Annotated in this window: 15 protein-coding genes; 12 read left to right on the forward strand and 3 right to left on the reverse strand. The window is 44.8% G+C overall.

Translation table 11 applies throughout. The annotated features are described in order from the left end of the window. Positions 1–285 precede the first annotated feature (285 nt). Positions 286–453 carry a hypothetical protein gene (locus QME20_RS03610; protein WP_239245616.1) on the forward strand — a complete coding sequence of 56 codons (168 nt, stop codon included), beginning with the start codon at positions 286–288 and terminating at the stop codon, positions 451–453. 101 nt (positions 454–554) lie between these two features. On the opposite strand, the gene QME20_RS03615 is transcribed toward QME20_RS03610, so the two are convergent. The 3 genes from QME20_RS03615 to fadI all read right to left on the reverse strand — a co-directional run bounded on the left by QME20_RS03615 (position 555) and on the right by fadI (position 4431). After that, positions 555–752, reverse strand: a complete 198-nt coding sequence (locus QME20_RS03615) for a hypothetical protein (protein WP_014948811.1) — start codon at positions 750–752, stop codon at positions 555–557. 207 nt (positions 753–959) lie between these two features. After that, the gene (fadJ, locus tag QME20_RS03620) at positions 960–3101 is read right to left on the reverse strand and encodes a fatty acid oxidation complex subunit alpha FadJ (protein WP_281715467.1); all 2142 of its coding nucleotides are present in this window, start codon (positions 3099–3101) and stop codon (positions 960–962) included. Positions 3102–3120: 19 nt separating this feature from the next. Continuing rightward, the gene (gene fadI / locus QME20_RS03625; RefSeq protein ID WP_187446097.1) at positions 3121–4431 is read right to left on the reverse strand and encodes an acetyl-CoA C-acyltransferase FadI; all 1311 of its coding nucleotides are present in this window, start codon (positions 4429–4431) and stop codon (positions 3121–3123) included. 429 nt (positions 4432–4860) lie between these two features. Between fadI and QME20_RS03630 the strand changes: the two genes are divergently transcribed. From QME20_RS03630 to putP, 11 genes are all read left to right on the forward strand, one after another. After that, positions 4861–5817 carry a MoxR family ATPase gene (locus QME20_RS03630; protein ID WP_014948808.1) on the forward strand — a complete coding sequence of 319 codons (957 nt, stop codon included), beginning with the start codon at positions 4861–4863 and terminating at the stop codon, positions 5815–5817. A gap of 3 nt (positions 5818–5820) precedes the next feature. Further along, positions 5821–6795, forward strand: a complete 975-nt coding sequence (locus QME20_RS03635) for a DUF58 domain-containing protein (RefSeq protein ID WP_049585850.1) — start codon at positions 5821–5823, stop codon at positions 6793–6795. Further along, positions 6795–7457 (forward strand): DUF4381 domain-containing protein, encoded by a 663-nt coding sequence (locus QME20_RS03640; protein ID WP_281715468.1) that lies wholly within the window; start codon positions 6795–6797, stop codon positions 7455–7457. The genes QME20_RS03635 and QME20_RS03640 overlap by 1 nt, the downstream gene beginning before the upstream one ends. Beyond that, positions 7450–8526, forward strand: coding sequence for a VWA domain-containing protein (locus QME20_RS03645; RefSeq protein ID WP_281715469.1), 1077 nt, complete (start codon positions 7450–7452; stop codon positions 8524–8526). The genes QME20_RS03640 and QME20_RS03645 overlap by 8 nt, the downstream gene beginning before the upstream one ends. Further along, a complete protein-coding gene (locus QME20_RS03650; protein ID WP_281715470.1) occupies positions 8526–10589 on the forward strand; it encodes a VWA domain-containing protein in 2064 nt (687 codons plus the stop codon). The genes QME20_RS03645 and QME20_RS03650 overlap by 1 nt, the downstream gene beginning before the upstream one ends. Then, on the forward strand, positions 10590–12410 hold the full coding sequence (locus tag QME20_RS03655) for a BatD family protein (RefSeq protein WP_281715471.1): 1821 nt from the start codon (positions 10590–10592) through the stop codon (positions 12408–12410). Positions 12411–12615: 205 nt separating this feature from the next. Continuing rightward, positions 12616–14469, forward strand: coding sequence for a DUF885 domain-containing protein (locus tag QME20_RS03660; RefSeq protein ID WP_281715472.1), 1854 nt, complete (start codon positions 12616–12618; stop codon positions 14467–14469). 116 nt (positions 14470–14585) lie between these two features. Then, positions 14586–15143 carry a sigma-70 family RNA polymerase sigma factor gene (locus QME20_RS03665; RefSeq protein ID WP_281715473.1) on the forward strand — a complete coding sequence of 186 codons (558 nt, stop codon included), beginning with the start codon at positions 14586–14588 and terminating at the stop codon, positions 15141–15143. Next, the gene (locus QME20_RS03670; protein ID WP_239219005.1) at positions 15136–15840 is read left to right on the forward strand and encodes a DUF3379 family protein; all 705 of its coding nucleotides are present in this window, start codon (positions 15136–15138) and stop codon (positions 15838–15840) included. Before QME20_RS03665 ends, QME20_RS03670 begins: the two co-directional genes overlap by 8 nt. Positions 15841–16051: 211 nt before the next feature. After that, positions 16052–18019, forward strand: a complete 1968-nt coding sequence (locus QME20_RS03675) for a GGDEF domain-containing protein (protein WP_281715474.1) — start codon at positions 16052–16054, stop codon at positions 18017–18019. 116 nt (positions 18020–18135) lie between these two features. Beyond that, positions 18136–19641, forward strand: a complete 1506-nt coding sequence (gene putP, locus QME20_RS03680) for a sodium/proline symporter PutP (RefSeq protein ID WP_281715475.1) — start codon at positions 18136–18138, stop codon at positions 19639–19641. Positions 19642–19659 lie beyond the last annotated feature (18 nt).

Raw genomic sequence — 19659 nt, forward strand, 5'->3', positions numbered from 1 at the left:
ATTCGCGTTTAGGGCGTTTGCTTTCCCCTCCTTGACGCCACTCATTGCAGCTTTAGGCAAAGTCATGCCTATTCAACCTTAGTTTATTAGACTTTAGTGCCATTAAAATGGCGCTTATGAACGTCGATAAATCCCTGCACCAAAAACAAACTATAAATCCTTGAATATAAAGAAAATTTTAAAAAATATTATTTCTGGCACGCATTTAGCTAAGTATTAAGTACCGATGACAAATATAAAAAATCGGTTTTGTTTGTTCGTTCAAAATAATCAGAGGAAATTAACATGTTAAAAGAGTACGCAGTTGCACTAGTACTTTCTACCGCTACCCCAGTTGCTGCCGACAAGCAAGAAGGCGCTAAACAAGCTCCTGAGTCACAGAAAGAGACCGTAACTCAACCACAAACAGTTCGCCCAAAGACGGGTGGAAGTGGCATGGGAATTGGTCTTTAAGAGATATCTTAGAATTTCCAAAAAAAAGAGAGCAACGCTCTCTTTTTTTATACCTGTATTTTACGCCCCACTTACTTATTTCAGCAGACCGCTAGGAAAGACTACGCAGAAATATAAAGGTTGTTAAACCCTACTGCATTGCGCCAATGTATATGGCGAGAGATTGAGAACATGGGCAGTAAGATTGGACCTAACACAAAACCCGCTATCGCCCACTTCTTCGCGCTCATTCCCCATTTAAACGCTTCTACATAAAAATACAGAGAAAATATAACGCTTAATACTACGAGTGAAATCACACTGCCTCCGCCTGTTTGACCTAGTTACGTGGGGTTACTTATCCCCATCAATTATTCAATTTAACTTACTGATAATTTACGCCAACAATTTGACACGTTCATTTTTTAACCGCAGGAATTCTACCCAAAATAGAACAATAAACCAGCAAAAATACCCATTAGACATAAAAAAACCGGGCAATGCCCGGCTTTTAACATTTTATAAACTTAGCTGTAAAACTTTTGATCGTTTTCTGCCATTTTTACTAGCACTTCAGCAGGTGCAAATTTATCACCTACAGCAGTAGCATAATGGTTTAAACGAGCAACAACGTGTTTAATTCCCAGTGTATCCATATAGCGGAATGGGCCACCTAAGAATGGAGGGAAACCAATACCAAAGATAGCACCGATATCGCCGTCACGGGCACTGCGGATAACGCCCTCATCCAAACAGCGTGCCGCCTCGTTAAGCATCATTAATACGCAGCGTTCCGCTACTTCTTTTTCGCTTAACTTAGCAGAAGGTGAAAGACCCAGTAGTTCGTAGATTGACTCGTCCACTTCTTTACCTGGTTTTTTGCCTTCATAAGAATAAAACCCTTTTTGGTTTTTCTTACCCTTTCTGCCGTCTGCAAGTACTTTATCGAAAGCACTTGGCGCAGTGAAGCGCTCGCCGAACGCCTCTACAAGGAATGGGATAATCTTAGTACCAACATCAATGCCCACTTCATCAAGTAGTTTCACAGGGCCTACAGGGAAGCCAAACTTAACCAATGACTTATCGATGTGCTCAATAGGCTCACCGTCAAGAATGAGGTTTGCCGCTTCATTCATGTACGGCGCTAAAATACGGTTTACGTAGAAACCCGCACCGTCTTTAACAACTACCGGCGTTTTGCCTTGCTTTTTAGCAAACTCTACCGTAGATGAAATGACTTGGTCAGACGTTTTATCGTGAGCAATAACTTCGGCCAACGGCATTTTGTCTACTGGCGAGAAGTAATGTAGACCAATCACGTTTTCAGGTCGTGCTGCTTTAGCTGCAATTTGTGTAATTGGAATAGACGACGTATTAGACGCGAAGATCGTGCTTTCTTTGCAGTTCTCTTCAATATCCGCCACCATTTTTTGCTTAAGATCTAAATCTTCAAAAACCGCCTCAACCACGATATCAGCATCTTGGTAGCCACTATAATCTAGCGTACCGGTAAGAAGCGCCAACTGTTTCTGCATTTCACTATTGCGCATGAAACGCTTCTTCACCTTTTTGTTTAAGATGTCATAGCTATATTTCATTGCATTGGCTATGCCTTCAGCACGCACGTCTTTAATACGGACAGGTACACCAGCTTTGGTCGACGTTACATAGGCGATACCACCACCCATTAAACCACCGCCAAGCACACCGACTTTCTTCATTTTTTCAGGTTTAACACCTTCAACGCCGTTTTCTTTCTTCATTTCTGTCGTAGCGAAGAAAATCTCACGTAACTGGAAAGATTCCGGCGTCATAACAAGCTTACCAAAGGCTTCAGCTTCGGCTTTAAGCCCCGCTTTCATCCCTTCGTTCATGCCCGTTTCAATTACATCAATAATGTAACCTGGCGCTGGATAGTTACCTTTGGTTTTGGCAAATGTCGCTTCGCGCGCTTTTTTGAACATCATGTTACGGCCCGGGCCGGTTTTCTCTAACACTTTGTCCATCACACTCTTTTGCGGCGCTTCTCTTTCTGGTTTGCGTTTAAGCGCAAACTGTTCAGCTACCTTTAGCAAAACGCTGTGAGGGACCACATCATCTACAATACCGTACTTTTTAGCTTGCTTAGCGCGTGCTGGAGACCCAGTAAGCATCATTTTCATCGCTTGCTGAATGCCGATTAGGCGAGGAAGGCGCTGAGTACCACCACTGCCTGGCAACAAGCCAAGCTGCACTTCCGGTAGACCTACCTGAGTACTAGGTGAATCGGTACATACACGGTAGTGACACGCTAATGCTAGCTCTAAACCACCGCCTAACGCTGGGCCGTGAATAGCCGCAACGAAGGTAGCCTTCATGTTCTCAATTCTATCGAAAATGGCTTGACCGCCAGCGGCTATGGTTGTGGCATCTTCCGCAGTTTTACACGCTGCTAGCATGGTGATATCGGCACCTGCTACGAATGAGCTTGGCTTGCCGCTTGTTAACACCACACCTTTGATGCTGCTGTCGCGTTCAATATCATCAAGCATGGCAGATATCTCATCGCCAAACTCAGCTTTAAGCGTATTCATGCTCTCGCCAGGTACGTCCATGCTAAGAATAGCAACGCCATTATCTTGCTTAGTTAACGTAAATGCGCCTGATGTTGGCTGAACTTCATTTGTCATTTCTTGTTCCTGACTCATATTATTCTGTCTCCACAATCATTGCGGCACCAAGACCACCCGCAGCACATGCAGTAAGAAGGCCTGTACCACCGCCACGGCGATTTAGTTCGTTAAGCATTTGCGTAATCATGCGTGTACCGGTTGCAGCAAACGGGTGACCATAAGCAATTGAACTACCCATTACGTTGAATTTGTCCATATCAATTTCGCCCGTCGCTTTGTCGCGGCCAAGTTTCTCTTTAGCGAACTTGTCACTTGCGAACATCTTAACGTTTGCCAAGGTTTGCGCTGCGAACGCTTCGTGCATTTCAATCAGCGTTAGGTCGTTTAGCGTCATGCCTGCGCGGTCTAGCGCAATTGGTGTCGCGTACGACGGTCCCATTAACATGTCTTCCCAAACATCAATTGCCGAAAACGCGTAGCTCTTAATGTAACCAAGCGGCGTATAACCTAGCTCTTTCGCTCGGCTTTCTGTCATCATAAGCACTGCAGAGGCGCCATCGGTAAGCGGTGTAGCGTTTGCAGCTGTTACCGAGCCGTACTTTTTATCGAATACTGGGCGAAGTTTCGCGTAGCCTTCAAGCTTAGAATCGAAACGTACGTTGTTATCGCGCTCAAGCGCACCTTTATACGGTTCAGCATAAGCGGTCATCACTTCGCTAGACAGCTTGCCTGCTTCCCAGCTTTCAGCGGCTAGGCTGTGCGAGCGGTGTGCGAGCTTGTCTTGTTCTTCACGAGATATTTGATGCGTTTTCGCCATTTGCTCTGCCGTTTGTCCCATCGACAAACCGGTTGAGTACTCTGCTACCGCAGGAGGAACAGGCGCTAGATCTTTTAAGCTTAAACGCTTGAAGATGTTTAGCTTTTGGCCAAGGGTCTTGGTTTTCTGTAAATCAACCAGCGCACGCGCTAAATTCTTAGAAACCCCAATAGGTGATACCGACGTTGAATCAGCACCACCAGCAATACCTACTTGTACCGTACCAGCCATCATGCTTTCTGCGATGTTAACCGTAGATTGAAAACTCGTCGCACATGCGCGAGATACGCTGTAAGCGTCGGTATAAATATTCATGCCCGTGCCAAGCACGATTTCGCGCGCAATGTTTGGCGCTTCAGGCATTTGTACTACTTGACCGTAGACAACCTGGTCAACCCATTCTTTTTGAACACCATGGCGAACGAGAAGTTCGTTTACGACCATTTTACCTAGATCAACAGCCGGAACACCGTGGAAATATGTAGCCATTTTCGCAAACGGAGTACGCAACCCCGCGACAATGGCGATGCGATCACCCTCTCGGGTAGTAACTGATTGTTTTGTTGCCATAATGCACCTAAATTAATGACCGACTTCCGTTTGAGCTTATCGCCCCAAAGTGGTCTGACCTGTAATAAACCCGATTTTTACAAACAATGAACAAAATAGCAAATAATGCAGGGTTAAGGGCAATATAAATGAAACTAAAGTTTGCCCTGTTTACAAATTTTGACCGTTTTATGCTATCGAAATTTAAAAAGCTTGCTTTGCATCCAACCGCATATCGCATTTTTATTACTGTTTGACGACTTGAAGAAAGATAGAATGAACCTTATATGGAAATGAAAGTCTGTTTTGTGTCATTGTGACGGGCTAGAGCTATCTAAATTAATATGTAATTTACTTTTTAGCTAAGCGATCACTTTGTAAGGTATTTAATAAATCTATCGTTCAAATGACACTTTCTGATAACGAGAACTCAAACGGAAATTTTGCATTATGGCAGCAGCGCAATTTCAACAGTTACACGCTTATTTAGACCAGCAGATTATTGGTCAGCACGCGTTAACCAAAAGCCTTCTTATCGCTCTTTTGGCCGACGGCCACCTTTTGGTAGAAGGTCCTCCTGGGCTTGCAAAAACACGCGCAATAAATGCACTTGCTAATGGTATTGACGGCGACTTTCATCGCGTACAATTTACCCCTGACCTCTTGCCTGCCGACTTAACCGGTACAGACATATACCGCCCCGAAACCGGTGAGTTTGTTTTTCAAAAAGGGCCGCTTTTTCATAACTTAGTGCTAGCCGACGAAATCAACCGCGCACCAGCAAAAGTGCAATCGGCTTTGCTTGAGGCCATGGCGGAACGTCAAATTACGGTAGGCAGTAAAACCTACCCTCTTCCTCCGCTATTTTTAGTAATGGCAACGCAAAACCCGCTAGAACAGGAAGGAACTTATCCACTACCTGAAGCACAGCTAGACCGATTCTTAATGCACGTGGACATCGATTATCCTGGCGCCGAGACAGAATTAGAGATATTGCGTTTAACGCGAGGTGAAGCCCTCTCAGAACCGCCTGTTACGCCACCAACGCTAACTCAAGACGATATTTTTACGTCGCGTAAAGAAGCGTTGTCTTTGTATATGGCGCCTGAGTTAGAACAGTATTTAGTTCAATTGATTATGGCCACACGTCAGCCTGCAAATTTTGACGCGGAATTAGGCCAGTGGATAGCGATGGGAACAAGCCCTCGAGCAACCATCAGTCTAGATCGCTGTGCACGCGCTCACGCATGGCTTAGCGGCAGAGATTTTGTTGGCCCTGATGATATTCAAGCTGTGGTTCACAACGTGCTTCGCCACCGCATTATTCTGTCATATCAAGCCGAGGCTGAAGGCGTAACGATTAACGACGTACTTGATAAGATTGTTGCAACTGTCGCAGTCCCTTAAGCTATGGTGAATGTACAAGCGCAGCTAAACAAGCTGCAAAGTAATGGCGTCTCGTTGTCTACAGCAGAATTATTACGCTACCAGCAGTTAGCTAAGCTGTTTAGTTTGGCGCCTAAACGTATGCCACAAGCTAAACTTGCTGGAAGTTATCTCACCAAGCACAAAGGCCGAGGCATGGAGTTTGATGAGGCCCGGCATTATCAGCCCGGTGATGATATTCGCGCTATTGATTGGCGCGTTACTGCGCGCACGGGTAAAACTCACACTAAAGTGTATCGGGAAGAGCGAGAGCGCCCGGTTTTTCTATTCTGTGACTACCTACCTTCAATGGCATTTGGCACGCAGCTGCTTACTAAAGCGGTGCAAGCCGCGCATGTATCTTCATTAATAAGCTGGTCTGCTGCCGCTCGTGGCGATAAAGTTGGCGCACTGGTATTTAATCAGCAACAGCACAAAGAAATTAAACCACTAACTCGCAAAAAGGCCGTGTTGCACGTGTGTCATGAACTTATGGCATTGCACGAACAGAGCGCGCAATCTGAGCCGGACAAAGACCAAGACGAACAAGCTTTTGCCGATGCGTGTGCTAGGGCAAGACGACTAGCAAGGCCGGGGAGCCTGGTTTATCTCGTGTCAGACTTTCAGCATTTAAGTACCCAAGCTATTCAACACTTGAGTCACTTAACACGACACTGTGAAGTAAGGGCTATCGTAATTAACGATCCAATAGAACACGCCTTGCCACAAACCAGTTCACTACAAACCGTCAGCGTTTCTGATGGCCGAAACCAACAACGCTGGGTGTTAGGCGACAATACCGAGCAACAGCAATATCAAAAATGGCGCAGTGAACACAACAGCGCGATTTATAGCACCTTGCGCAAAAACAATATCGCTCGATTCAGTGTTTCAGCGGGTCTTCCCCTAGACGAACAGCTTCAAAGTATGCAACAAGAACAAAGGTTGGAGCTTAATTAATGCAGAGCAGTATTCTTTCAACCCATTTTTTATCAAGCTTTCTATCTAGTTACACAAAATCAGCTGCTCAATCGATGCCGCCGGCAAATCAAATGCCAGTGCCCCCTCAGCAGCAAGACCCACTTGCTCAACTGCGCGATATACACGTACCTACAGAGGTCAACATTTGGCCATTAGATTGGGGTTGGTGGGTCGCAATCGCAGTATGTTTACTTGCCCTATTTTGCCTATATAAAGCGATCACTGCTCACATACGTCACAATAAGGCACGTAAGCAAGCTTTAGCCTTACTTGAATCGATTTCAGCACAACAAAGCAATTGGCCCGTAGCGTTAAACTCAATTCTAAAACGCACGGCGATGAGCTATTACCCAACTCAGCAAGTGGCTGGGTTATATGGTAAACAGTGGCAAGCGTTCTTAACCTCTGCATTGAAAAGTAGTGATAGCAAACTTGAAAGTGATTTAGGTTTGTTAGTAAGCAATGTTTATCAAGCCACCCCCACCCCTAGTGATTTTGAAACCTGCAAGAGGGCAGTAAAAAACTGGCTTTCAAAAGCCAAACTGCCAAAAAACAAGGGGGCTTACGGCGATGTGAATGATGGCGGTCTAAACGATGGTAGCCCTCATGATAAACAAGCCAAGGAGCCGCATCATGCTTAATTTTGCTTGGTGGTGGGTCTTTTTTGTACTCCCCTTGCCTATTATCGTACGCCTGCTTTCTAAAAAAGCACAAGACATGCCTATGGCTGCATTGCGGGTTCCTAATTTGCGACCTGGCGATGTGTCAGAGCAAACCCAGTTGAAACAAACCAAAATACCGCTGTTGGTAAGTAGCTTGATATGGCTGCTGCTAGTGACGGCTGCCGCACGCCCTCAATGGTTAGGAGAGCCTGTCAGCATACCGAATGAAGGTCGAGAAATGATGTTAGCGGTGGATTTATCTGGCAGTATGAAGATAGATGACATGCAGCTAAATGGCCGACAAGTTAACCGTTTAACCATGACTAAGTCGGTGGTTTATGAATTTATTCAGCGTCGCGTTGGCGACAGAATTGGCCTTATCTTATTTGCCGATACCGCGTACGTTCAAGCGCCGCTTACCTATGACAGAGATACCGTTTCTACACTTCTGAGTGAAGCTGTCATTGGGTTGGTTGGCGAACAGACGGCTATTGGCGATGCGATAGGTTTAGCGGTGAAGCGCTTTGACGAACGGGAAGAGTCTAATAACGTATTAATTCTTCTTACCGATGGGCAAAATACTGCAGGGAATATTACACCTGAGCAGGCGAAAGAGTTGGCGATTAGTAAGGGTGTGAAGGTTTACACTATAGGTGTGGGCGCAGATAAAATCCTGATCCAGAGCTTTTTCGGCAGCCGACAAATAAACCCATCGCAAGAACTTGATGAAGGCATGTTAACCGACATTGCGACTAGCTCTGGCGGCCAATATTTTAGGGCTCGAAATGCCCAGGAACTTCAAGCTATTTATCAACAACTTGACGCGCTTGAGCCTATTGAAGGTGAAACGCGTAAGATGCGTCCATTGAGCGCACTGTTTTACTATCCCCTTGGTGCGGCAATATTACTGTCAGCACTATGGGCATTCTTGACGGTTCTTTTATCAACATTTCGTTGGTTCGCACAAAGACGAATTAACTCGTCCCAGCAACCCCCGAACTCAGCTGATTCAATACAAGCAGCTCAAATAAATAGGGAGACGAAGTAATGGAATTCGACTTCTTAAACCAATTTCATTTTTTACGCCCCAAATTGTTTATCGCGCTCGTTCCCCTGATGCTGCTTGTGCTTTTAATTAGAAAAACCACGGCTAAGCAATCTGGCTGGCAATCTGTGATCCCTTCTCACCTATATCAATACATGGTGATTGGAAAAAACGAAATGGGCGCAAAACCTCCAATGTGGATGCTTGCTCTTGTGTGGATTATAAGTGTGATAGCACTCGCTGGCCCAACATGGGAGCGCCTGCCGCAGCCGGTTTACCAGTTGAAAATGGGACACGTTATAGTCATAGATATGTCGCTTTCAATGCGCGCTACCGATATGACGCCAGACAGGCTAACTCGCGCTAAATATAAAGCGATAGACCTAGTCAACGCTATTGGTGAAGGTGAAATGGGCTTGGTTGCTTACGCTGGCGATGCGTTTGTCATTAGCCCCTTAACCGAAGACGCAGGAAATATCACAACCCTAATCCCTAGCCTGTCACCGGAAATTATGCCCGTTCCGGGCAGCGACCCTCTCCTAGGTATAGAGAGTGCGTCAGAGCTTCTCACGAATGCCGGATATAACTCAGGCATGATCTACTGGATTACTGACGGAATAGAGTTAGAACAACAACAAGAGCTTCAAGAGTATGTGGCTTCTATTCCTTTTACAGTAAATGCACTTACCGTTGGGACATCTGAAGGCGCGCCTATCCGCCAGCAAAGCGGCGAGCTATTAAAAGACTTCACCGGCAGCATCGTTATACCCAAGTTAAACGAAGGCGCAGTGAAAGGCGTGGTTAAAACGAGCGGCGGACGCTTTGAATCCTTTACATCAAACGACGCCGACATTGATGCCCTCGCCTCGGTATCTCTGCTTGATAAAAGCGACAGCGAAGAGAACGAAGAAGAGAGTAATTTGCAAGGAGACCAGTGGAAAGAAGTTGGCCCTTACTTGCTGCTTATACTTCTACCGTTTGCCGCCTTTGCATTCAAACGCGGGTTAGTTTTCATCGTGTTAGTGGGTTTACTTAGCCCCTCTATGATTAAAAACGCCCATGCTTTGCAACGTGCCCAACCCTCAGAAATTGCTGGCACGTCACAAGGCATAGGCACGTCACAAGGCATAGGCGCACCAGAAGATTCTCTAGAGATGGCAAATCAACCTGATTCACTCTCATGGTGGCAAACGCCATTTATGAATGACAACCAAGAAGCATTAAACAGCTATCAAAGAGGCAAGTACAAAGACGCCGTTAATCAGTTTAATGACGACACTTGGAAAGCATCATCACTTTATAAATCAGGTGACTACGAAGGTGCATTAAATGCCTTCAAAAACATTCCTGGTCCCGAGAGTCTTTACAATCAAGGCAATGCACTGGCAAAACTCGGTAAGCTTGAAGACGCTATTAAGAAATATGATCAGGCGTTAAGCGAAGCCCCCGATTTCGACGATGCAAGAACCAACAAAAAGATTGTCGAGGATTTGCTGAAACAGCAGCAACAACAGAATCAGGAGCAAAACCAGAACGAAAATGGCGATGATGGCGAACAGAGTGACTCGCAGGATAATGGCCAAGATAGCTCTGATAACTCTGATAGCCCCAATAGCAAACAGCAATCAGGGGACCAGAACAATCAGGAAGGTTCAAACGAGCAGAATGGTCAGCAAAACGATAATGAGGGTCAACAGTCTGACCAAAGCCAAGCTAACGATGAACAGCAAAGTGGCGGAGATAACTCACAACAGCCTGATGATTCCGAGATGAACAGTCAGAACGAGTCATCAGACTCTCAGCAGCAAAATGCAGAACAAGAAGAGTCTGATCAAGGTGACAGCGCGCAAGCACAAAAAGACGAACAACAAGCAGAGCAGGAAGCACAGGCAATGCAAGGTCAAGAGGCCGAGCTTACCGACGCAGAAAAAGAAGAGCTGCAGCGAATGGAGAGTTTAATGCGCCGCGTGCCAGACGATCCTGCATTCTTACTAAAACGAAAAATGCAATTAGAAGCACAAAAACGTCAGCGTCAACGTATGCCTTCAAACCGGAGTGATTGGTAGATGAGAGCCTTATTACAGTCTACACGTATAGTTTTTTTATTAACCCTACTCTTAAGTACGGCGGCTTATGCCGATGTAAATTCGCTGGAAGCCACCATTGATAGAAACCCTGTCATGTTGGATGAAGCCATTCGCTTAACGGTTACCGCAGACGGCAGCGCGGACAGAGATGCATTCGACAGCTCTCCCCTGCTTAAAGACTTTGTGGTCGGAAGAACATCGGTAAGTAGCCAAACCTCAATTGTTAATTTCGACACCAAGCGTACCACCGTTTGGACCACTACGTTATTTCCTCGTAAGGAAGGCACGTTCACCATTCCTTCACTAACCATTGAAGGTAAATCAACCAAGCCTATTCAAGTTAAAGTAATACCAGTTCAAGAACAAAGTAATGTCGCACGAGACTATTTTGTTACCACTGACATCGACGTGAAAGAGGCCTATTTAAATCAACAGCTGCTTTACACGGTTAAGCTGTTTCTTTCTAGCAATATTGAGCGCGGCAGCCTACAAGCGCCAGAAATGCAAAATGCGGAAATCACCCAGCTAGGAGAAGATAAACAGTATACAGATATCGTAAACGGTAGAAGGTATCAGATTATAGAGCGTCAATTTGCCGTTGTGCCTCAAGCATCCGGTGAATTCACGCTAAGAGGCCCTATTTTCACTGGCGAAGTGATGGCTGCCAATACTAACCAACGTTTTGGCTTCTTCAACCGCACCCAGCAAATCAATCGGGTTGGGCCCGACATTACGGTGAACATTAAGCCCATTCCTCAGGGGATAGATTACCCTTGGTTGCCTTCTGAAATGGTGCGAGTGGATGAAGAATGGCCACAGGGTGATAGTTTTGTAGCAGGTGAACCAGTCACTCGTATTGTTACGCTAACCGCATTGGGCATAGTAGAAGAGCAGCTTCCTGATATTCCTGAGTTTTATCCGCCAAACTTTAAGCTGTACCCTGATCAATCTAATACTACGACAGTCGAAAAAGACCAGAGCTTAATTTCACAGCGCCAAACGTCGCTGGCGATCATTCCAACGCAGCCAGGTAATTTTGTCTTACCTGAAATTACTATTCCTTGGTTTAATACGCTTACTCAGCAAACAGAGTATGCCACTATTCCCGCCCGTTCAATTACGGTAGCGCCAGCGTCTGGCGCAAATAATGCCAATACTCCGAATAGCTTAGACACTCCATCAATCAGTAGTGCAAGCAATGAAGATATTCAAAATGATATACCGTCAACTGCAAAACAGCCTAACGCTAGTGCTAGCAATGAGAATAAACCATTAGACAGCGCTTCAGGTGACGTCAGTACTGACGAAAGTACCCAGCTTAATTGGATGGTAACTTGTGTATTACTTTTGCTGTTCATCATTGCGCTTACAGGATGGTTAGTTACCTACAGAAAGCTTAAACAGGCTCAGTTTATGGGACCTGGGATCACTAACAAAACCGGTTCTGCACAGCGCCTCCACTCTTATGCTCAGTGGGATGAAAAAGCACAGTTTCAAAACCTAATGTCAGTAATAAAGGCAAAGGACACACGTTTACTTACGCCTGCTCTTAAGCAGTGGATAAACGCGTTAACTTCGGGTAAAGCGCAACTTTCGCAGTTTGAAGGAATCAACGCTAGTGTTAATGAGCTCTATGCATTGCGCTTTTCAGCCAATAAAGCTGACGCTAACACCCAATCTAAACAGGTCATGAAAGCTTTAGATAAACTTTCACATGAAGCTAAGCTTGCCCGCAGCGAATGGAAGCAAAAAAGTGAAGGGAGCAATAACACGCTATCTGCCTTATATCCTGCTTCATAAAACGCATTTCATTTGCCAATACACTAGAATTTGCGTAATGAAAGCCCTTGCCACTAGCTAAATCTCAGTGGCAAGGGCTTCGTAACAGAAATGTTTGCGTTTGAGAAACAGTCGAGCCTTTGAGCCTTATTGTCCTCTTTAAGGCTTATTAATCTTTGAAGCTTTAGCTTATAAAAATAATCAATTAAACGCGACGGGGAATATAATGAAGAAAACACTAGTAAAGCTAACGCCAATTGCGTTGGCCATTACCACGCTTACGGCTTGCTCTCCTGCAAGTGAAACCGCTAAAACAGCGCCAGAACCTATTAAAACAGAACAGCCAGCCGGGCAGTCTGAATCAGAGCGCCTTAATGCGTTCTTCGAACGTACTTTTGAAGAAGATCTTAAGCGTTCGCCATTATTTCAAAGTTACTTGGGTAAAAAATGGGACTATGACAAATGGGATGACATCAGTGACGAAGAAGCTGATGCTCGCATTGCCATCGCCAAAAACCGACTAGAAAAGCTTAATAGTTTTGACACCAGTAAGTTAAGTGAACAGGAACAACTAAGCTTGCGCCTGTACAAACTAGGTATTGAGCGCGATTTAGCTAACGACGAATTTCGACATCACCGTTACATTGTACATCAGTTCCGCGCCGCGCATACACAAGTGCCTAGCTTCCTTATCAACATTCACAGCGTAAAGAGTAAAGAGGACGCTAAGGCCTACATTGGACGACTAGACAATGTACGTACGTACTTTGATCAAGTTATCGAACAAATGAAAGTTCGCGAAAAAGCCGGCGTATTCCCCCCTGCATGGGCCTACGATCAAATGATTGATGCGTCAAAAAACGTGATTACCGGCGCACCGTTTGATTCTAGCGAAATACCTTCAACTATCTGGGAAGATTTTCAAAATAAAGTAAATAGCCTGGATATTACAGAGGCGGAAAAAACGACGTTATTAGGTGAAGCGAAAGCCGCTTTGGTAACGTCAGTCATGCCGTCATACGAGAAGTTTATCGAAGAACTCGCTCATCAAAGGGAAATCACGCCTGAAGGCGATGGTGTGTGGCGCTTACCCAATGGTGATCAATGGTATCAGAATCGTCTAAACTGGTTTACCACTACAGACCTAACCGCTGAAGAAGTCCATCAAATTGGCTTAGACAATGTAGAGCGCATACACGATGCAATGCGCGACATTATGAAACAAGTGAAATTTGAAGGCACCCTTCAAGAGTTTTTCGTTTTCATGCGTGAAGACGAGCAATTCTATCTACCTTCAACAGATGAAGGTAGACAGCAATACCTTGATATGGCGAAAACCGCCATAGACGACATGCGAGAAGCTATCCCTGAATACTTCGGTATTCTTCCAGAGGCGCCCATGATTGTTAAACGGGTTGAAGCATTCCGCGAACAGTCTGCGGGCAAGGCGTTTTATCAAAGCCCGGCGCAAGATGGCAGCCGCCCAGGTATTTATTACGCAAACCTTTATGACATGAAAGCAATGCCTACTTATCAGTTAGAGGCGCTGGCGTATCACGAAGGCATCCCAGGTCACCACATGCAGCGCGCTATTGCACAAGAGCTAGAAGGTGTACCTCAATTCCAGAAATTCTTGAGCTTTACCGCATACACAGAAGGTTGGGGCCTATATACCGAAGAACTTGCAAAAGATATGGGCTTTTATAAAGACCCTTATTCTGATTTCGGTCGTCTAGCCATGGAGCTTTGGCGCGCTTGCAGACTTGTGGTTGATACGGGTATTCATGCGAAAAAATGGACGCGTGAAGAAGCCGTAGATTACCTTGTTGAAAATACGCCAAACCCTGAATACGACGCGCAAAAAGCCATTGAGCGCTACATTGCTATGCCAGGTCAGGCTACGGCCTATATGATTGGTAAACTTAAAATTATGGAACTTAGAGAGCATGCCCAAGCTGAACTTGGTGACAAGTTTGATTGGAAAGGCTTCCATGACGAGGTGTTGAAGTACGGTCCAGTCCCACTTTCTATTTTAGAAGAAAACATTAATGCTTGGATTACTTCCCAAAAACGTGCCTAGCTTTTCGAACTAGGTGCTCTGATCACTGGAAATAAAATGAAAACGCGCCTTTCGGCTAACGAAATGGCGCGTTTTTTATGCCATAGTGAGAAAAAATTAAGTTTTTGGATTTTTTTATGTTTGGGCGAAATAAATCTGATAATGCTCAGGTCTTATCGGGTATGAAAGCAAAACACCAAAGATATGAAGCATTAGTAAAGGCATTTCACGCCGACATCTACCGCTATGCATTTTGGCTTATCAAAGACCAGAACATTGCTGAAGATGTTGTTCAGGAAACCTTTTTACGTGCTTGGCGCTCATTAGACGCCCTAAATGATGAAAAAGCAGCAAAGTCATGGTTAATTACCATTCTTCGCCGCGAAAACGCCCGTCGGTTTGAACGCAAACAGTTCGACACAGTAGATATTGATGATTGCCATATTCAAGATGACACACAGCATGCTGATGGGGACTTGAAAGATAGAGAGCTTCAGCGACTATTAGGTGGATTGAGTGTGGAGTATCGTGAACCCTTAATACTCCAGTTGATTTTCGGTTTTAGTGGCGAAGAGATCGCCAACCAGTTAGGACTTAATAAAAACACGGTAATGACTCGCCTTTTCAGAGCGAGGAATCAGCTAAAAGAGGCATTAGAGAAGCAAAATGAACAGAGAGGTCGTGTAAATGGATGAGTTAGAATTTAGGCGTCGTATCTACGCCGATCCAGAGACGACTGACAGTGATGTTGTAGAAGCGGCAAAAGCGGATGAAAGTAAACGCAGTTTCTGGAATGAACAAAAGCAGTTAGATAAGCAATTAAAGCAAGCATTGAAAGTCGATGTACCAGAGGATCTCGCAAGCAAGCTAATATGGCAGCAGTCTGCAGACGAATTCACCCGTTATAAACGCAGAAGTCGCTGGTATTTAGCCATGGCTGCATCAGTTGCCTTTACGATAGGCATTGGCCTTACTATGTGGTATCACCAGCCGCTTAGTATTGGCGGGCAAGCACTTGCCCATATGCAGTACGCAGAAATGGAACACGCTCATTCGTTGCTTCCTGTTGATTTGAATATGGTTAACGCAAAGCTAGCAAGCTTTGGTGGCAGCTTTAGCGAAATGCTCGACGGTGTAGAGGTCGCAAACTATTGTCATTTGAGCACAGTTAGAAGCCTTCATCTGATTGTGAATACGCCGCAAGGCAAGATGTCGGTATTCGTAGTACCTGAACGTGGAGATGTCTCCGTACCAAGCGAGTTTGCCGATGGTCAGTACCATGGAGAGAGCATTAAAATGAAGCATGCCAATGTAATGATTGTTGGCGATAAAGATGCTGATTTAAGCGATATGAAAAAGGCGGTGTCAGAAAGGATTCAATTCTCTGCTTAACACACGTTAAGTAACTGTAAAGTGTTCCAAAAAAGTGCGTATCTTTAGCACTTCCCTTCGTCGGCCTCCTATGGGCCGATTTTTTTTGCCCAAAATTAAGATGAAACCCTGTTCAATAAAACTTATACTCCGACTTATAGGTTAAAACGTCCGTTTTAATTTCAGTTAATCACTTCATTCACTTACCCGCAGTAAAGAGGTCTCCATCACAATGAGCGCTTGGTTTCGTTTTACAAGGCTAATGATTTGCCTTTTGATTCCTGCAATAGCTTGTTTCACTGTCTTTGCTCAAAGTATAGATATTCCCAACGCACTTAGACTAAAAAAACTTGATAATTATAGTCATATAGCTGCAACGGCAATTTATCATTGGAATACACCTAGCGAGGTGAGCAATGAGAATATCATTGCTATATTAACGAGCGCCGGTTTGCAGAATGACACGCAAAGTGAAGGCGTGATATTTAGACACTTGTTGGCCACTTATACTGCGAATGATGCTGACTCGCCGAGAATCCCACTTTTCGTTAAAGAGCCTCTATTAGATAAGCATTGGCAAGAGCTTAAGACAATTAAGCCTGAGCTTTTCGCTGCTGCGAAGGCATATTACATTTATGCTAGAGCGGTAAATGATTTTAAAGGCTCTGACCATAGGGTAAATTTTTCTGTTCCTGAACTGCGCCGTTTACAGCGAGAAGCGCTAGAAACTGGGAGTCGACGAGCCACTGCTATAGCTAGCATATGGTTAGCGATGGAACTCACCCTTGCGAACCCAATACAAGCAATTAATGAAATCGAATATGCGTTACCGCACCTTCCTCGATACTCATCAGACAAAAGCTTAGAAAATGCGTTATCAAACGTAATTGCACATGATTGGCTGAGAGGTGCTTATCTGGAACTCTTCGTTCCAAGCAGAGCATTTTTCCACTCAAAAGAGATCATTGAAAGTAAAACGCAAGATAACAACACCATGGTAAAGACTTGGGCCTACTTCTCGGCCATCGATTCATTGTTAATTCAAAATAAGTTTGAAGAAGCATTGGCTATGTCAAACGACGCAATAGAGCATTTGTCCACAGTAACGTCAGTGCACGAAAAGTTGTTGACGTATGTCCAAAGACTTCGTGTAGTAGTGTTTCAAAAAAGCGAAGGATATGAACTGCTAGCGCAAGAAGTCATGACGCAAATCAGGCAGCTTGATACCACAGAGGTAAAACAAAGAACTGAGGAGCTTTCAGCTTACGCAGATGCACTTTACGCAGCGGTATTGAACGATGATGCTAAATTTCAAGACTCCCTTCAGCGTTACCGCAATATCGTTCTGGCTACTATTCCAAATTCGGGTTTTAAAGAAAAAATCAAGCTTAGGTTAGAGCGGGAGCTTTCTAGGCTTTACGATGCTTCGGGTGACTACGAAAAAGCATATGAGCATTCGAAAACCTACAATAGGCTTCTTGTTGAAAAAAACACTGAGCAATTCAAGCTATCAAATTCTTCGTTTACCGACGGCATTGCGAAAGATATCGAGTTAGCGCGATATCGACAAAAAGAACTCACTGTGCTCAGAAGTGAAAAAGATGGCCTTTCTACCGACAAAGAAGCAATGAAAACCACCATTTTTGCGTTGATTATCACAATTCTCATCATTCTTGCACTATGGCTATGGATTTCAAAACGACAGAGCGACTTGCTAGCTGAGCGTGACTCACTTACCGGCGCTCTCACGCGACGAGCTATGCTAAACAGTTTGAAAAAAGCACTGAAAGGCAATAAAGCGTCCTGTATTGCTCTACTTGATGTCGACAACTTTAAAAAGATTAATGACAAATACGGCCACGTTGTCGGTGATGAAGTGTTGACTACCTTTACGCAGACTATCAAAAACCGAATTCGTAAGTCAGACAAGCTCTGCCGATATGGCGGCGAAGAGTTTTTGATTTACTTTTCCGACTCCGATCAAAAGTCTGCTAAGCGAATTCTGGACGAGCTGAATTTCGCGCTTTCTCGCCAGAAACACTGGAGCAATACAAAAGAAATGTTTTCCGTGAGTTTTTCTTCGGGTCTGTTAGACGTCAACGGAGAAACCAACTTAGATACCATTATCAAGATGTGCGATGAGCTTCTCTACAGAGCCAAAAGAGAAGGTCGAGCACGCGTTGCATCTTTTCCAATTTAATCTTTCGCCAAACTTTATTTACGAATTACCGTATAGAAAACATGCAAGGTCGCTGACTGACATAGAGACTCTATGTCATAGGTGTTAGCATGAAAGAAAAAACATAGGGAATTTATATGGCTACTGGCACGATAATCTCGTTGGGTTTGTATTTTGTTGTAATGTTAGGGATAGGCCTTTTCGCTTATCGGCAGACAGACACCAACGTAGAAGGCTATATGCTTGGCGGCCGCCAACTAGGTCCCGCGGTAACCGCGCTTTCGGCAGGTGCATCGGATATGAGCGGATGGATGCTCATGGGCTTACCCGGTGCAATGTATGTATCAGGCTTATCTGCTGGCTGGATTGCCGTTGGTTTGACACTCGGTGCTCTGGCAAATTATATGTTAGTTGCTCCACGCCTTCGCGTTTACACTGAAGTAGCCAACAACTCCATTACCCTCCCCGACTATTTTGAAAATCGCTTCGCTGACAACACGCGTTTACTGCGCGTTATAGCCTCTGTGGTTATCGTTGTCTTCTTTACGCTTTACACCTCTTCTGGTGTGGTAGCTGGCGGAAAGCTCTTTGAGACATCATTTGGATTAACTTATGAGACCGGCTTATACGTCACCGCGGGTGTTGTCGTAGCTTATACCCTTGTTGGCGGTTTCATGGCAGTAAGCATGACCGACTTCGTTCAGGGGTGCATCATGTTTGTATCTCTCATTATGGTACCTGCTGTTGTTATTAGTGAGTTGGGTGGAATCGGCGCGTCAATTGACGCCTTAGATACCATTAATCCGGCGCTTTTCGATGCATTTATGGATGCGTCTACCAATGAAGCACTAAGCGTAATAGGCATTGTTTCACTGATGTCATGGGGCCTAGGTTATTTTGGTCAGCCTCATATCATTGTGCGTTTTATGGCGATACGTTCTGTTAAAGATATACCAACTGCGCGCAATATCGGTATGAGTTGGATGATTGTGTCGATTATTGGTGCGTTAATGACGGGGCTTTTCGGCCTTGCCTATGTGACAGGTAACGGAAACGAAATCGATCCAGAAACCGTCTTCATCTACTTATCTCAAATTCTATTCCACCCGCTTATCGGTGGCTTCCTGCTCGCTGCTATTTTAGCGGCGATCATGAGTACGATTTCTTCTCAGCTGTTGGTAACCTCAAGTTCACTAACCAGTGACTTTTATCAAGCCTTCCTAAGACGTGATGCGTCAGATGGCGAGCTCGTCATTGCTGGTCGTGTCAGCGTAGTAGTTGTCGCGCTTGTAGCAATCTATCTAGCTTATGATAGAGACAGCACCATTTTAACGCTTGTAAGTAATGCTTGGGCTGGCTTTGGTGCAGCCTTCGGACCGCTTGTACTATTTAGCCTGTTTAAGCGTGAAATGACTCGCCGTGCTGCTTTAGGCGGTATGATCGTTGGTGCAGTGACGGTGTTATTCTGGATTTATCTTCCTATTGAAATCGGCGGCCAAAAGCTTGGTGACTGGATGTACGAAATTGTCCCTGGGTTTATTTTATCTAGCTTAACCATCATGATTTTAAGTAAATCTGGCTCGCCAAGAGAAGGTGTGGTTGATACGTTCGACGCTTTCCAGACCAAATTGAGTGAAAGGTAAGCGAACGATACGAAATAA

Source organism: Alteromonas sp. CyTr2 (assembly GCF_947311905.1).
In the GTDB taxonomy this organism is placed as follows: domain Bacteria; phylum Pseudomonadota; class Gammaproteobacteria; order Enterobacterales; family Alteromonadaceae; genus Alteromonas; species Alteromonas macleodii.

Coding starts and splice junctions, on each gene's coding strand:
- QME20_RS03610 (WP_239245616.1), top strand. CDS start 286: ATGTTAAAAGAGTACGCAGTTGCACTAGTACTTTCTACCGCTACCCCA.
- fadJ (WP_281715467.1), bottom strand. CDS start 3,101: ATGACAAATGAAGTTCAGCCAACATCAGGCGCATTTACGTTAACTAAG.
- fadI (WP_187446097.1), bottom strand. CDS start 4,431: ATGGCAACAAAACAATCAGTTACTACCCGAGAGGGTGATCGCATCGCC.
- QME20_RS03630 (WP_014948808.1), top strand. CDS start 4,861: ATGGCAGCAGCGCAATTTCAACAGTTACACGCTTATTTAGACCAGCAG.
- QME20_RS03635 (WP_049585850.1), top strand. CDS start 5,821: ATGGTGAATGTACAAGCGCAGCTAAACAAGCTGCAAAGTAATGGCGTC.
- QME20_RS03640 (WP_281715468.1), top strand. CDS start 6,795: ATGCAGAGCAGTATTCTTTCAACCCATTTTTTATCAAGCTTTCTATCT.
- QME20_RS03645 (WP_281715469.1), top strand. CDS start 7,450: ATGCTTAATTTTGCTTGGTGGTGGGTCTTTTTTGTACTCCCCTTGCCT.
- QME20_RS03650 (WP_281715470.1), top strand. CDS start 8,526: ATGGAATTCGACTTCTTAAACCAATTTCATTTTTTACGCCCCAAATTG.
- QME20_RS03655 (WP_281715471.1), top strand. CDS start 10,590: ATGAGAGCCTTATTACAGTCTACACGTATAGTTTTTTTATTAACCCTA.
- QME20_RS03660 (WP_281715472.1), top strand. CDS start 12,616: ATGAAGAAAACACTAGTAAAGCTAACGCCAATTGCGTTGGCCATTACC.
- QME20_RS03665 (WP_281715473.1), top strand. CDS start 14,586: ATGTTTGGGCGAAATAAATCTGATAATGCTCAGGTCTTATCGGGTATG.
- QME20_RS03670 (WP_239219005.1), top strand. CDS start 15,136: ATGGATGAGTTAGAATTTAGGCGTCGTATCTACGCCGATCCAGAGACG.
- QME20_RS03675 (WP_281715474.1), top strand. CDS start 16,052: ATGAGCGCTTGGTTTCGTTTTACAAGGCTAATGATTTGCCTTTTGATT.
- putP (WP_281715475.1), top strand. CDS start 18,136: ATGGCTACTGGCACGATAATCTCGTTGGGTTTGTATTTTGTTGTAATG.